The following is a 12789-nucleotide window of genomic DNA, read 5'->3' as shown; positions in this document are numbered from 1 at the left end:
CGAAATGCGAAACCTTCCGGAGTCTCGGCACGCGCCCATAACTCCGTGATTCGCAATTTCGACCGCCTCAATGCGGTCCAGCCACGGCAAGGGAGAGTACGCGCCACACGGCGCTCTTCTGTGTCGGCGCCGGGCAATGGGATCAAACGATCTACTACCATACGCACTCTCACCCAGATTGCGCAAACCAGACCCTGAAGACCTCCGGCTACACCGGCCCCACCTGCGGTGATGCCTCCGGAGTCCGCTGCGGCCCGGCGGCGTCCGGGCCGCTCATCGCATGGGCCCGCAGCTGCGCGGCGGGCGAGGCCGAGGGGGCCGGCTCCGGCGGATCGGTGGGCTCCGGCTCGGGCTCCGGATCCGGGTCCGGCGTCGGCGGCGCCGGGGGCTCCGGGGTGGCCGGCGGCGGCTCCCCCGGCCCCGGCGTCGAGGGCGTCGGCGAGGGCGGGGGGCCACCCCGGGTGGGCTCGGGCGCGGCCGGTTCGGGGCGCGGGTCCTCGGGAGTGGCCGACGGCACAGCACCGGAGGCGTCCGGGCTCGGGCCGCTCCCGGGCGCGGCCCGGTCCGACTGGGGGTGGACACCTCCGACGCGCCCCCCGGCCCGCCCTCCGGTCCGTCCGGAGCCGGGAACCGTGTCCCCGGCAGGATCGGCGGCGGAACCCTTCGGGCCGGCGGACCGTGAGGGCCCCGGCGCCCCGGCATCGTCCTCGCCGACGCTCATACAGCCGGTGGAAGCGGCGATCGTCAGCGCGGTGACGGCTGCCCAGCGGGCAGGGGCGGACAACTGGCGCACGAGTGGCACCTCCGGGGCGAGGGAGCGGAGAGCGAGAAACGGGAAGCGGGAAGCGGGAGACAGGGCTTATGGGCGAAAGCGCAGAGCCCGGCGCCGGGGCGGAGCGGGAACAGCAGCGAGCGGTGCGACATCGCACCGTGCCCAACTCCCCCGACCCCGCCGGAGACACGCCCGAAACGTCACCCGCCCGCGCGGCGGCCGGCGAACGGCCCCGGGACACCACGCCCGCCACCGCGCCCGGCGCCCGTGCGGACCGACCGCGCTACCCCCCGAACCCGCCCGTCAGTTCCGCCCCCAGGAACACCGCGCCCAGGCCCGCCAGCAGCGATGCCAGGACATTGGCCACGGCCAGGAAGCCCCGGCCCGTCTCGGCCAGGCGGAGGGTCTCGTACGAGAACGTCGAGTACGTCGTCAGCGCCCCGCACAGGCCCGTCGCCAGCAGGGCGTGCGCCGGGGAGGACACTGCGGCGCCGGTCAGCAGCCCGAGCAGCAGGCTGCCCGCCGTGTTCGCGGTGAAGGTGCCCCACGGGAAGACGTACGGGACGCCCGGCCCCTGGTGCGCCTGCGCCGCGCGGTCCGTCAGATAGCGCAGCGGCGCGCCCACCGCCCCGCCGAGCGCCACCAGCAGCCAGTTCACGCGGCCCGCCCCCCGCCCCGGAAGCCACTGGAACCACTGGAACCGCTGGAACCCCGCAGACCCCGGGGGCCACTGGAGCCCCGGGGGCCCCGGTCCAGCCACCTCCTCGTCCCCGCGGCCGCCGCCCACACCGCCCCGAGCGCGGCCACCGCCGTCGCCGCCGCGTACGCCAGGGCGGTCAGGGCCTCCTGACGCACGAGAAGGTCCGAGACGCCGGCCGCGTACGTCGAGAAGGTCGTGAAGCCGCCGAGCACGCCCACGCCGAGAAAGGGCCGCACCAGGGGGTGGGTCACCCGGCCCCGTTCGACGGTCAGCACCATCAGGGCGCCGATGAGGGCGCAGCCGCTCACGTTGACGGCGAACACCGTCCACGGGAAGCCGCCCGCGCCGGGCCAGAGCACCAGGGCCCCGTAGCGGGCGAGCGCGCCGAGCGCGCCGCCCGCCGCGACCGCCGCCAGCACGCGTCCCTGCGGGGCGGCGGGCGGGCCGGGCTCCGGCAGCTCCGCCGGGGCCTGCTCGCTCACCCGTAGCCCAGGGCGTGCAGCCGCTCGTCGTCGATGCCGAAGTGGTGGGCGATCTCGTGGACCACGGTGATCTCGGTCTCCGCGACGACGTCCTCCTGCGTCTCGCACATCCGCAGCGTCGGCCCCCGGTAGATGGTGATCCGGTCCGGCAGCACCCCGGCGTACCACTCGCCCCGGTCGGTGAGGGGGGTGCCCTCGTAGAGCCCGAGCAGGTCGGGGTCGCCCGGCTCCGGTTCGTCCTCGACGAACACCGCCACGTTGTCCATCAGCCGTGTCAGCTCCGGCGGGATCCGGTCCAGAGCCTGGCTCACCAGCTCCTCGAACTGTTCGCGCGTCATCTCCAGCACCCGGCCATTGTCCCGTACGGGGGCGGGGTGCGGGCAGACGGCGGCCGAACCGGACTCATGACCGGGGAGGCCGCCCGGCATGGCGGAGGCCGTACCGGGGCATACGGGCCCAATGGTCCGCGTCCCGTTCCGTGCCGCAGCCGACCGCGTCCGGCACCGCCTCACCCAGCTCGTCCGCCCCAAGCCCCGGGGCCACGCCTCCGCGCGCACCCGCCGCCGTGCCCCCGCCCGCACCGACGCGGCGGCCCCCGGCGACCTGACGGGCCCCGTCCGCCGCCCGTACCTCCGCGGCCTCGGCATGCTCGCCGTCGTCGTGCTGGGGGCCTGGCTGGGGCTGCTCGCCGTGGGCTCCATCCGTACTCCGGTCGGCCCCATGGACACCAACATGACGCTGCGCCCCTCCCTGACCGGCGGCAGCAAGATCAACGTGTCGCCGCTCGGCGCCCTGGAGCTGGACTCGCACAGCGCGCCGCTCCGGCTCGACGTGGACGTGGACCGCCTCGACCCCGAACGCTCCCAGGCCCTGGTCGACCAGCCGGAACGGTTCTCCAACCTCCAGGACGAGGTCACCCGGGACGTCGCCGCCGGCACCCGGGAGCTAGCCGTACGCTCCTGTGTCGCCGTCGTCTCCGGCGCGACCGCGCTCGGCCTCGTCGTCTACCGCCGCCCCCGCCGCGCCCTGGCCGCCGGCGGGCTCGCCCTCACTCTGCTGGCGGCGTCCGGCGTCAGCGCGTACGCCACCTGGAACCCGAAGTCCGTCCTGGAGCCGAAGTTCTCCGGGCTGCTCTCCAGCGCCCCGTCCCTGGTCGGCGACGCCCGCTCCATCGTCACCGAGTTCGACATCTACCAGCAGGAGCTGGCCCGCCTGGTCACCAACGTCACCAAGCTGTACGACGCGACCTCCACGCTCCCCGTCTACCAGCCCGACCCGGGGACCATCCGGGTCCTGCACGTCTCCGACATCCACCTCAACCCGGCCGCCTGGCACATCATCGCCTCGCTCGTGGAGCAGTACGAGATCGACGTCATCGTCGACTCGGGCGACACGATGGACCATGGCTCCGCCCCCGAGAACGGCTTCCTCGACCCGATCCGCGACCTCGGCGCGCCCTACGTCTGGGTGCGCGGCAACCACGACTCACCCATCACCCAGGCCTATCTGAAGAAGTTCAAGAACGTGAGCGTCCTCGACGACGGCAGCGCGGTGAACGTCGGCGGGCTGCGGATCGCCGGCACCGGCGACGCCTCCTTCACCCCGGACCGGACCGCCCCGGTCGGCGGCAAGGAGGCCGCACAGCTCGAAGGCGCGCGGCTGGCCTCCGCGCTGCGCGACCAGGAACGCGCGGGCACCCCGGTCGACATCGCCGTCGCCCACGACCCGAACACCGCCCGGGAGACCGACGGCACGGTCCCGCTGGTGCTCTCGGGCCACCTGCACCGCCGGATCAACGAGCAGCTGAAGCTCGGCACGCGGCTGAAGGTCGAGGGCTCCACGGGCGGCGGCGGGCTGCGCGCCGTGCAGAACGAGAAGCCGGAGAAGGTGCACGCCTCGGTGCTCTACATGGACCGCTCGACCCGTCGGCTCCAGGCCTGGGACGAGATCACGCTGGGCGGTCTCGGACTGACGACCGCCGAGGTCAGCCGCCATCTTCCGGAGGAGAACCTGAAGCAGGACGCCCCCGTCTCCCCCACCCCGTCGCCACCCTCCTCACCCTCCGCCACCCGCTCCCCGGCGCGCCCCGCCCCCTCGGCGTAAACCGTTTTGGCGATAGCTCCACCCATCCCATATGCTTCTCACGTCCCCGACGCGCTGCGAAGCGAACAGGCGGGCCAATAGCCCTCATCGTCTAGTGGCCCAGGACGCCGCCCTTTCAAGGCGGTAGCACGGGTTCGAATCCCGTTGGGGGCACGTTTCACCGTGTGCGAGACTTGTTTCGCACACCGCTTGGTCCTGTGGAGCAGTTTGGAGTGCTCGCCACCCTGTCAAGGTGGAGGCCGCGGGTTCAAATCCCGTCAGGACCGCTGCAGCCCCAGCGGCTGCGTGGCTGGGTAGCTCAGTTGGTACGAGCGATCGCCTGAAAAGCGATAGGTCGCCGGTTCGATCCCGGCCCCAGCCACCACACAGAAGCGCCTCGGACGGAATTCTCGTCCGAGGCGCTTCTCATGTGCCGGGCAGGCAGACTCGGGGCGTCGCGGCGACGAGACCGCGACCAAGCGGCAAGCAGGCAGCGGAGCTGATGCCCGTGCCCGGCCGCTTCATTCCGTCTCTCCTTCGAGGAGAGCGTGGAAATTGCGCGGGGGTCGACCCGTGAGGCGCTGGACGGTGTCGGTGATGCGGTCCTCCGCCCCCTCGGCGATGGCACGGTCCATGCCGGCCAGCATCGAGGCGAACTCCAGCGGCACGTGCGCCGCGAGGCGGTCGCGCATCTGTTCGTAGGACAGGCGGCGGTGGTCCACGGGCCGGCCGGTGACCTGGGTGATGGTGGTGGCGATGTCGTCGTAGCCGAGCGCCTCCGGCCCGGTGAGGACGAGATCGGTGTTGGGGGCGTGTTCGTCGGTCAGAGCATGGACAGCGACGGCCGCGATGTCCTGGACGTCGACGAAGCCGACCCGGCCGCTCCCGGCCGCGGTCCAGATGGTGCCTTCTTCGCGGATGCTCACGGCGTGCGCGTGCGTGCCGGTGAAGTTCTGCATGAACCACGAGGGCCGCAGCACCGCCCACTGCTCGAACAGACCGGGCAGGGCCCGGTGCACGGTTCCCGCCGCCGGGCCGCCCTCGGGGATGGCCGAGGAACTGAGGAGCACCGCGCGCCGCACGCCGGCGGTGCGGGCCTGCCGGAGAAAGGGCACCATGACCGCCGCCGGGTCGGCGTCGCCCACGGGCGGTATCAGGTAGACGCGGTCGGCTCCGTCGAGGGCGGCGGCGTAGGTGGCGGGTTCGTACCAGTCGAAGGCGACCGACTCCGCGCCGGGGACGTCGGCGGCGCGACGGCTGGCGGCTCTGACGCGGTGGCCGGAGGCCGACAGACGCGCCGCGGTGCGGCTGCCGGTGGTGCCGGTGGCACCGATGACCAAGGTGGTACCGGTGCCCGAGGTGGTGCTGGTGTCCGAGGTGTTGGTGGGCGTCATCCGCTGCTCCTGGTGAGATCGGTGCCGGGTTCGAGGACGGCGAGGGGGTTCCCGTAGTCGCGGTAGGAGGTGAGGTGCCCGTCCCGGACTGTTACGACGGCGATGCAGGTCATGTCGGAGGGGCGGCCGGATTCCGCCAGGCGGCCGACGCCCCGCATCTCGACCGCGATGGCCTCAGGACCGCCGCCGGAGAAGTCGATACGGGCAGGGGTGCGGGCATCGGTATCCTCCGCCTCATGAGAATATGGACCGCAGGTCCGCTTTGACGATACGGACCCTCGGTCCGCTTTGCAACCGGAGGTGCGGCATGCCCGAGCGCAAACCCCGCAAGGACGCCGCCCGCAACCGGCAGGCCGTCCTGGCGGCCGCCGACGCCCTCTTCGCCCGCTGCGAGAGCCCGGAAGGCGTCACCCTGGCCGCCGTCGCAGCGGCGGCCGGCGTCGGCAAGGGCACGCTCTTCCGGGCCTTCGGCGACCGCCCCGGCCTGCTGCGCGCGCTGTACGAAGCACGGCTGGAGCCAGTCAGGGAGGCCGTCGAAGCCGGACCTCCGCCCTTGGGCCCCGCGACTCCGCCGCAGCAGCGCGTACCCGCCCTGCTCGACACCCTCCTGTGCTTCAAACTCGACAACCGCCGCCTCATGCTGGCCCTGGAGGAAGGCGGAAGCAGCGGCAGCCCGTACCAGGCCGATCATTACGAACGGTGGCACGGCCTGCTGGCCGCCATGCTGGGGCAGATCCCCGGCCTGACCGACAGCGATTTCACCGCTCACGCCCTGCTCGCAGCCGTCCGGGCCGATCTGGTCGAGCATCTGGCCGGGCATGAGCGCGGGTCACCCGAAAGGATGCGGGCGCAGTTGGCGAACTTCACCGCCAGAGTCCTGGGCTCCGCCCCTTCCTGAAGTTCCCCCGACGGGGCCCGGTGCGCGGGGCCCTCGCCGTGTCACACCTTCTCGGTCTTCTCGGTCTTCTCGGTCTCCTCGGTCTCCTCGGTCGTCTCCGCCGGTGCCTCCGTGCCGCGCCGACGCAGTGCCCGGGCGCCCAGGACCAGCAGCACCACCAGCACCACGGAGCCCAGCAGCACCCCGTCCGGCACCTGTTCGCCCAGGTTCCGCGCCCACTGCTCGACCTCGAACGACGCGTCGACCCCCAGCAGACCGGGCAGCGCGGTCGTCCCGTCGTACACGAGGAACAGCACACCGAGCCCGATGAAGAACAGCCCCGACAGCAGCGACGTGGTGTGCAGCTCGAACCGGCCGAGCCGGACGGCACGGCCGCGCAGCCAGGCCCGGCGGCCGAGGTCGAAGCGCTCCCAGAGCAGGGCGAGCAGGAAGAGCGGTACGGCCATCCCGAGCGCGTAGACCGCCAGCAGCAGCCCGCCGTAGACCGGGCTGCCGCTGACCGCCGCGACGGTCAGGACGCTGCCGAGGATCGGGCCCGCGCAGAATCCGGCCAGACCGTAGACCGCGCCCAGCGCGTAGACGGAGAACGCCGTGGTGGGGCGGATCCGGCCGCTGAGGGCCGCGATCCGCCGGGACGCGAAGCCGAGGCCGACGATCTGCGCGACGCCGAGCACGATGATCAGCCAGCCCGCGCCCGTGACGAGGGCGTCGCGGTGTCCGTAGAACAGCCGTCCCGCGTAGCTGCCCGCCGCGCCGAGCGGGACGAGGGTCGTGGCGAGCCCGGCGTAGAAGATGCCGGTGCGGGCCAGCAGCCGGGAGGTGGAGTCGATGGAGTACGCGAAGAAGGCCGGCAGCAGCAGCGCGCTGCACGGGCTGACCAGGGCGAGCAGCCCGCCGAGGAAGGCCGCGAAGTAGCCGATGTCCGCCGTCACTTGGCGGAGCCCTCGGCGTCGCTGCCCGCGTTGCCGGTGTCCTTGCCCGCGTTGCCCGTGGCCTTCGCCTGCTCGGCGGCGGCCTCGATGGCCTGCGTGAACGTCTGGTCCGGCTGTGCTCCCGCGATTGGGCGGCCGTTGATCAGGAACGACGGGGTGGACGTCGCGCCGATGCTGTACGCCTGCTCCTGGTCCTTCTTGACCGCCGCACGGGCCGCGTCCCCGTCGAGGTCCTTCATGAACCGGTTCAGGTCCTTCACCCCGGCCTCTTCGGCGAGCGCCTTGACCCGGTCCTTGCCGAAGCCCTTCTCCTTCGCCCCTTCGGCATAGGCGGCCCCGTGGAACTCCCAGAAGCGGTTCTGCTGCCCGGCGGCCCAGGCGCCGCGCGCGGCATTCTCGGACTCCTCGCCGAAAATCGGGAAGTTGCGCCACTCGATGCGCAGCGTCCCGTCCTTCACGTACTTCTCGATCAGCTTCGGCTCGGTGTCCCGGGCGAACTTGCCGCAGTAGCCGCACTTGAAGTCGGCGTACTCGATCAGGACGACCGGGGCGTCGGCGCGGCCGACGGCCAGCTTGTCGTCGGCGTCCCGGCGGGCGAGCTTCGCCAGCTCCGGGTAGACGCCCTCGTTCGGGTCGGCGGAGACCTCGGCGGCCGGGGCGGACGAGGTGTCCGGGGCGGTGTCGTCGGGGGCGGTGGCCCGGTACGACGCGAAGCCGAGGAGACCGGCGGCCACGACGGTCACGGCGCCGTAGACCAGGGGCTTGCGGGAGGAGGACTTCTGACCCGTGGAGACGGGCTTCTTGGGCGTGGGCATGCGGCACTCCGGGCTGGTGGTGCGGGAGGGAGAGGGCAAGGGCGCGAGTCGGGCTGGCGCCCGGCCTACACCCGCAGCACGGAGAGTTCCACGGGGGTCGGGGTGTACGGCGCCGGGGCGCGGGCCCGGGTGCCCGGCGGCGGCTCGGCCGGCAGCGCGCCCGTCGCGGCGGGCAGCCCCCACGGGGCGAGGCCGGGTGCCTGGTCGTGCGCGGAGCGGGCGCGGGAGGGGACGGCGGGCTCGCCGTCGTGGTCGCGGAGCTTCCCGCAGCCGGGGACCGGGGTGCCCGCGTCGGCGGCCTCGGTCACCGGGGCGGACGGTGTGCCGCGCACTCCGGTGGCCCCCGGCACAGAAGCGGAGGGCACGGAAGCGGAGGGCACAGGAGCGGAGGGAGCCGGAACGAAGGCAGCCGGAACAGCGGGAGCCGAAGCGGAGGGAGCCGGAGCCCCGAGCGCGGCTGCCGGGAGCACCGCCGGTCCGCACAGCAGCCCCACGACGACCGCGATCAGCGCCGTCAGGCTCCACCACTGCGTTCGGGACACGGGACCCGGCCTTTCCCCCTGGAAGCGGGGCTGAGCGTTCGACTGCCCGAAATGGTACGTGCCGCGTGACGCAGCCCGCGCGAAATGAGGTCGCCACTCCGTGCGCTCGGGTGAGATCCTGGGAGCCGTATGTCTACTTCCTTCGCCGATCTCCAGTCCCAGCTCGGACAGCTCTCGCTCCGTGACGCGAACCGGCTCGGCCGGCGCCTCGAAGGAGCGCGCCGCATCCGCAAGCCCGAGGCCCGCCAGTCCGTGCTGGACGAGATCGCGGCCGATGCGGGCAGGGCGGCCGAACGGCTCGCGGCGCGCGCGGCCCGGCTGCCGGCCCTGTCGTATCCGGAAGAGCTGCCCGTCAGCCAGAAGAAGGACGAGATCCTGGAGGCGATACGCGACCACCAGGTCGTGATCGTCGCCGGGGAGACCGGGTCCGGCAAGACCACGCAGATCCCCAAGATCTGTATGGAGCTGGGGCGCGGCGTCCGGGGCATGATCGGGCACACCCAGCCCCGGCGGATCGCCGCCCGTACGGTCGCCGAGCGGGTCGCGGACGAGCTGAAGACGCCGCTGGGCGAGACGGTCGGCTGGAAGGTCCGCTTCACCGACCAGGTGAACCCGGAGTCGACGTATCTGAAGCTGATGACGGACGGCATCCTGCTCGCCGAGATCCAGACGGACCGCGAGCTGCTGGCGTACGACACGATCATCATCGACGAGGCCCACGAGCGGTCGCTGAACATCGACTTCCTGCTCGGCTATCTGGCCCGGCTGCTCCCGAAGCGCCCTGACCTGAAGGTCGTCATCACCTCGGCGACCATCGACCCGGAACGGTTCGCGCGCCACTTCGGCGAGGCGCCGATCGTGGAGGTCAGCGGGCGGACGTATCCGGTGGAGGTGCGGTATCGCCCCCTGCTCGAAGATGACAGCGAGGACTCCGACCGCGACCAGATCACCGCGATCTGCGACGCCGTGGACGAGCTGGGCCACGAGGCCCCGGGCGATGTCCTGGTCTTCCTCTCCGGCGAGCGCGAGATCCGGGACACGGCGGACGCGCTGAACAAGCGGAACCTCAGACACACCGAGGTGCTCCCCCTCTACGCACGCCTCTCCCACGCCGAGCAGCACCGGGTATTCCAGCGGACCCCCAACGGCATCGTCCGCCGCATCGTGCTGGCGACCAATGTGGCCGAAACCTCACTGACGGTCCCCGGCATCAAGTACGTGATCGACCCGGGCAACGCCCGTATCTCCCGCTACAGCCACCGCACCAAGGTCCAGCGGCTGCCGATCGAGCGGATCTCCCAGGCCAGCGCCAACCAGCGCAAGGGCCGCTGCGGCCGTACGTCGGACGGCATCTGCATCCGGCTGTACGCGGAGGACGACTTCGTCACCCGGCCGGAGTTCACCGACCCGGAGATCCTGCGGACCAACCTGGCCTCCGTCATTCTCCAGATGACCGCCGCCGGGCTCGGCGACATCGAGAAGTTCCCCTTCATCGACCCGCCGGACCACCGCAACATCCGCGACGGCGTGCAGCTCCTCCAGGAGCTGGGCGCCCTCGAGCAGGGCGAGAAGTCCCCCCAGGAGGGGAAGAAGGGGCAGCGGCTCACCCCGCTCGGCCGCAAGCTCTCCCAGCTGCCCGTCGACCCGCGCCTGGCCCGGATGGTCATCGAGGCCGACAAGAACGGCTGCGCCCGCGAGGTCATGGTCATCGCCGCCGCGCTCTCCATCCAGGACCCGCGCGAGCGCCCTGCGGAGAAGCAGACCCAGGCCGACCAGAACCACGCCCGGTTCAAGGACGAGACCTCCGACTTCCTGGCGTATCTGAATCTCTGGGCCTACGTCCGCGAGCAGCAGAGGGAACGTGGCTCGTCCTCGTTCCGCCGGATGTGCAAGCAGGAGTATCTGAACTTCCTGCGCATCCGCGAATGGCAGGACATCTACGCGCAACTGCGCACCGTCGCCAAGCAGATGGACATCACCGTCGAGGAGCCCAAGGCGGAGGCGTCCATCCCCGAGCAGGCGGTGCACACCTCGCTGCTGGCCGGGCTGCTGTCGCACATCGGGCTGAAGGACACCGAGAAGAACGAGTACCTGGGCGCGCGCAGCGCCAAGTTCGCGATCTTCCCCGGGTCGGCGCTGTTCAAGAAGCAGCCCCGGTTCGTGATGTCGGCGGAGCTGGTGGAGACCTCCCGGCTCTGGGCACGGGTCAACGCCAGGGTCGAGCCCGAGTGGATCGAGCCGCTGGCCGCGCATCTGCTGAAGCGCACCTACAGCGAGCCGCACTGGGAGAAGGACCAGGCCGCGGTGGTGGCGTTCGAACGGGTCACCCTCTACGGGGTGCCGATCGTCGCCCAGCGCAAGGTCAATTTCGGTCGTATCGACCAGGAGGCCTCGCGGGACCTGTTCATCCGCAACGCCCTGGTCGAGGGCGACTGGCGCACCCACCACCAGTTCTTCCATGACAATCGCAAACTCCTCGGCGAGGTCGAGGAGTTGGAGCACCGCGCCCGCCGCCGCGACATCCTCGTGGACGACGAGACGCTGTTCGACTTCTACGACCAGCGGATTCCCGAGCACATCGTGTCCGGGGCGCACTTCGACTCCTGGTGGAAGAGCAAGAAGCGTGAGGAGCCGGACGCGCTCGACTTCGAGCGCTCCATGCTCATCAACGAGAAGGCCGGGGCCGTCACCAAGGACGACTACCCGGACTCCTGGCGGCAGGGGAAGCTCAAGTTCAAGGTGACGTACCAGTTCGAGCCCGGGGCGGACGCGGACGGCGTGACCGTCCACGTACCGCTCCAGGTGCTCAACCAGGTCACGTCCGAGGGCTTCGACTGGCAGATTCCGGGGCTGCGCGAGGAGGTCGTCACGGAGCTGATCCGCTCGCTGCCCAAGCCGATCCGCCGGCACTACGTCCCCGCGCCGAACTATGCGGACAAGTTCCTGGACCGGGCGGTCCCGCTCCAGGAGCCGCTGCCGTTCACCATGGCGCGGGAGCTCCAGCGGATGGTCGGCGTGCCGGTCACGGCGGACGATTTCGACCTCTCCCGGGTCCCGGACCACTTGAAGATCACGTTCCGGATCGTCGACGAGCGGCGGCGCAAGGTCGCCGAGGACAAGGACCTGGAGGCGCTCAAGCTCCAGCTGCGGCCGAAGGCCCGGCAGGCGCTCTCCCAGGCGGCCGCGGCGACCGCGGGCCCGTCCGGGGAGTCCATCGAGCGGTCCGGGCTCACCGACTGGACGATCGGCGCGCTGAACAAGGTCTTCGAGACGCGTCGTGCCGGGCAGCCGGTCAAGGCCTATCCGGCGCTGGTCGACCAGGGCGACACCGTGGCCGTACGCCTCTTCGACACCGAGGCCGAGCAGCAGCAGGCGATGTGGCGCGGCACCCGGCGGCTGATCATGCTCAACATCCCGGTGCACCCGGCGAAGTTCGCCTCGGACCGGCTCTCCAACCAGCAGAAGCTGGCCCTGTCCCGCAATCCGCACGGCTCGGTCCAGGCCCTCTTCGAGGACTGCGCGACCGCCGCGGCCGACCGGCTGATCGCCGCGCACGGCGGGCCGGCGTGGGACGAGAAGGCGTTCCGGACGCTGTACGACAAGGTGCGCGCCGATCTGGTGGACCTGACCGTCCGCACGATCGACCAGGTGCAGCAGATCCTGGCCGCGTGGCAGGCCTGCGAGCGCCGGCTGAAGTCGACGAACAGCCTGACGCTGGTGGCCAACGTCACGGACGTACGGGATCAGCTGGCCCGTCTCGTACCGCCCGGTTTCGTTACGGCCACCGGTCTGCGCCGGCTACCGGACCTGATGCGCTATCTCGTGGCGGCCGACCGGCGGCTCCAGCAGATGCCGACGGCGGTGCAGCGGGACACCACGCGGATGGCGAAGGTCCACGAGATGCAGGACGAGTACGCCTGGCTGCTCGAACAGTTCCCGCAGGGCCGGCCGGTGCCGGAGGAGGCTTGGGACGTCCGCTGGATGATCGAGGAGCTGCGGGTCAGCTACTTCGCCCACGCGCTGGGCACCGCGTTCCCCGTCTCGGACAAGCGGATCGTCAAGGCGATCGACGCCCTCGCACCCTGACGCGGGGCCCCACCGGGGCTCCTCGCGGGGGCTCGTGGAGCGGTGACGGTGTCACCACCAGGAGTGAAGTCGACCTGGGCCTCCCA

At 71.7% G+C, this 12789-nt stretch carries 11 protein-coding genes, 3 tRNA genes and 1 pseudogene; 6 read left to right on the top strand and 9 right to left on the bottom strand.

Annotation, left to right across the window (positions count from 1 at the left end; all coding sequences use genetic code 11):
* Window positions 1-208 precede the first annotated feature (208 nt).
* The 4 genes from N7925_RS18940 to N7925_RS18925 all read right to left on the bottom strand — a co-directional run bounded on the left by N7925_RS18940 (window position 209) and on the right by N7925_RS18925 (window position 2301).
* Window positions 209-793 (bottom strand): hypothetical protein, encoded by a 585-nt coding sequence (locus tag N7925_RS18940; RefSeq protein ID WP_274344552.1) that lies wholly within the window; start codon window positions 791-793, stop codon window positions 209-211.
* A 262-nt stretch (window positions 794-1055) separates the two neighbouring features.
* Window positions 1056-1430, bottom strand: a complete 375-nt coding sequence (gene crcB / locus N7925_RS18935) for a fluoride efflux transporter CrcB (protein ID WP_274344551.1) — start codon at window positions 1428-1430, stop codon at window positions 1056-1058.
* Complete coding sequence (locus tag N7925_RS18930; RefSeq protein ID WP_274344550.1) at window positions 1427-1954, bottom strand: FluC/FEX family fluoride channel; 528 nt, start codon at window positions 1952-1954, stop codon at window positions 1427-1429. Before N7925_RS18930 ends, crcB begins: the two co-directional genes overlap by 4 nt.
* Entirely contained in the window at window positions 1951-2301 is a 351-nt protein-coding gene (locus N7925_RS18925; RefSeq protein ID WP_012380216.1) for a metallopeptidase family protein, read from the bottom strand. Before N7925_RS18925 ends, N7925_RS18930 begins: the two co-directional genes overlap by 4 nt.
* A gap of 112 nt (window positions 2302-2413) precedes the next feature.
* Here N7925_RS18925 and N7925_RS18920 point away from each other — a divergent pair, with 112 nt between their 5' ends.
* From N7925_RS18920 to N7925_RS18905, 4 genes are all read left to right on the top strand, one after another.
* A complete protein-coding gene (locus N7925_RS18920; protein ID WP_274346499.1) occupies window positions 2414-4057 on the top strand; it encodes a metallophosphoesterase family protein in 1644 nt (547 codons plus the stop codon).
* A gap of 80 nt (window positions 4058-4137) precedes the next feature.
* Window positions 4138-4210, top strand: a tRNA-Glu gene (locus N7925_RS18915).
* A gap of 38 nt (window positions 4211-4248) precedes the next feature.
* Window positions 4249-4323: transfer RNA gene (locus tag N7925_RS18910), tRNA-Asp, on the top strand.
* 21 nt (window positions 4324-4344) lie between these two features.
* Window positions 4345-4421 (top strand) — tRNA-Phe (locus N7925_RS18905).
* Between the two features lie 136 nt (window positions 4422-4557).
* Here N7925_RS18905 and N7925_RS18900 read toward each other — a convergent pair.
* Entirely contained in the window at window positions 4558-5430 is an 873-nt protein-coding gene (locus tag N7925_RS18900) for an NmrA family NAD(P)-binding protein (RefSeq protein WP_274344549.1), read from the bottom strand.
* Window positions 5427-5609, bottom strand: a pseudogene (locus N7925_RS18895) (nuclear transport factor 2 family protein); the annotation flags it as partial. The gene N7925_RS18900 and the pseudogene N7925_RS18895, both read right to left, overlap by 4 nt.
* A gap of 128 nt (window positions 5610-5737) precedes the next feature.
* On the opposite strand from N7925_RS18895, the gene N7925_RS18890 reads away from it, so the two are divergent.
* Window positions 5738-6328, top strand: coding sequence for a TetR/AcrR family transcriptional regulator (locus tag N7925_RS18890; protein ID WP_274344548.1), 591 nt, complete (start codon window positions 5738-5740; stop codon window positions 6326-6328).
* 41 nt (window positions 6329-6369) lie between these two features.
* On the opposite strand, the gene N7925_RS18885 is transcribed toward N7925_RS18890, so the two are convergent.
* The 3 genes from N7925_RS18885 to N7925_RS18875 all read right to left on the bottom strand — a co-directional run bounded on the left by N7925_RS18885 (window position 6370) and on the right by N7925_RS18875 (window position 8617).
* Window positions 6370-7260: a cytochrome c biogenesis CcdA family protein gene (locus N7925_RS18885; RefSeq protein WP_274344547.1), complete on the bottom strand. Its 891-nt coding sequence runs from the start codon at window positions 7258-7260 to the stop codon at window positions 6370-6372.
* Window positions 7257-8075: a DsbA family protein gene (locus N7925_RS18880; protein WP_265600728.1), complete on the bottom strand. Its 819-nt coding sequence runs from the start codon at window positions 8073-8075 to the stop codon at window positions 7257-7259. The genes N7925_RS18885 and N7925_RS18880 overlap by 4 nt, the downstream gene beginning before the upstream one ends.
* Window positions 8076-8140: 65 nt before the next feature.
* The gene (locus N7925_RS18875) at window positions 8141-8617 is read right to left on the bottom strand and encodes a hypothetical protein (protein WP_274344546.1); all 477 of its coding nucleotides are present in this window, start codon (window positions 8615-8617) and stop codon (window positions 8141-8143) included.
* Window positions 8618-8746: 129 nt separating this feature from the next.
* On the opposite strand from N7925_RS18875, the gene hrpA reads away from it, so the two are divergent.
* The gene (gene hrpA, locus N7925_RS18870) at window positions 8747-12703 is read left to right on the top strand and encodes an ATP-dependent RNA helicase HrpA (RefSeq protein WP_274344545.1); all 3957 of its coding nucleotides are present in this window, start codon (window positions 8747-8749) and stop codon (window positions 12701-12703) included.
* Window positions 12704-12789 lie beyond the last annotated feature (86 nt).

Source organism: Streptomyces sp. CA-278952 (assembly GCF_028747205.1).
Classification (GTDB): Bacteria; Actinomycetota; Actinomycetes; order Streptomycetales; family Streptomycetaceae; genus Streptomyces.
The sequence above is the reverse complement of the archived record's forward strand: the minus strand, read 5'-3'. Positions and strand labels throughout refer to the sequence as shown.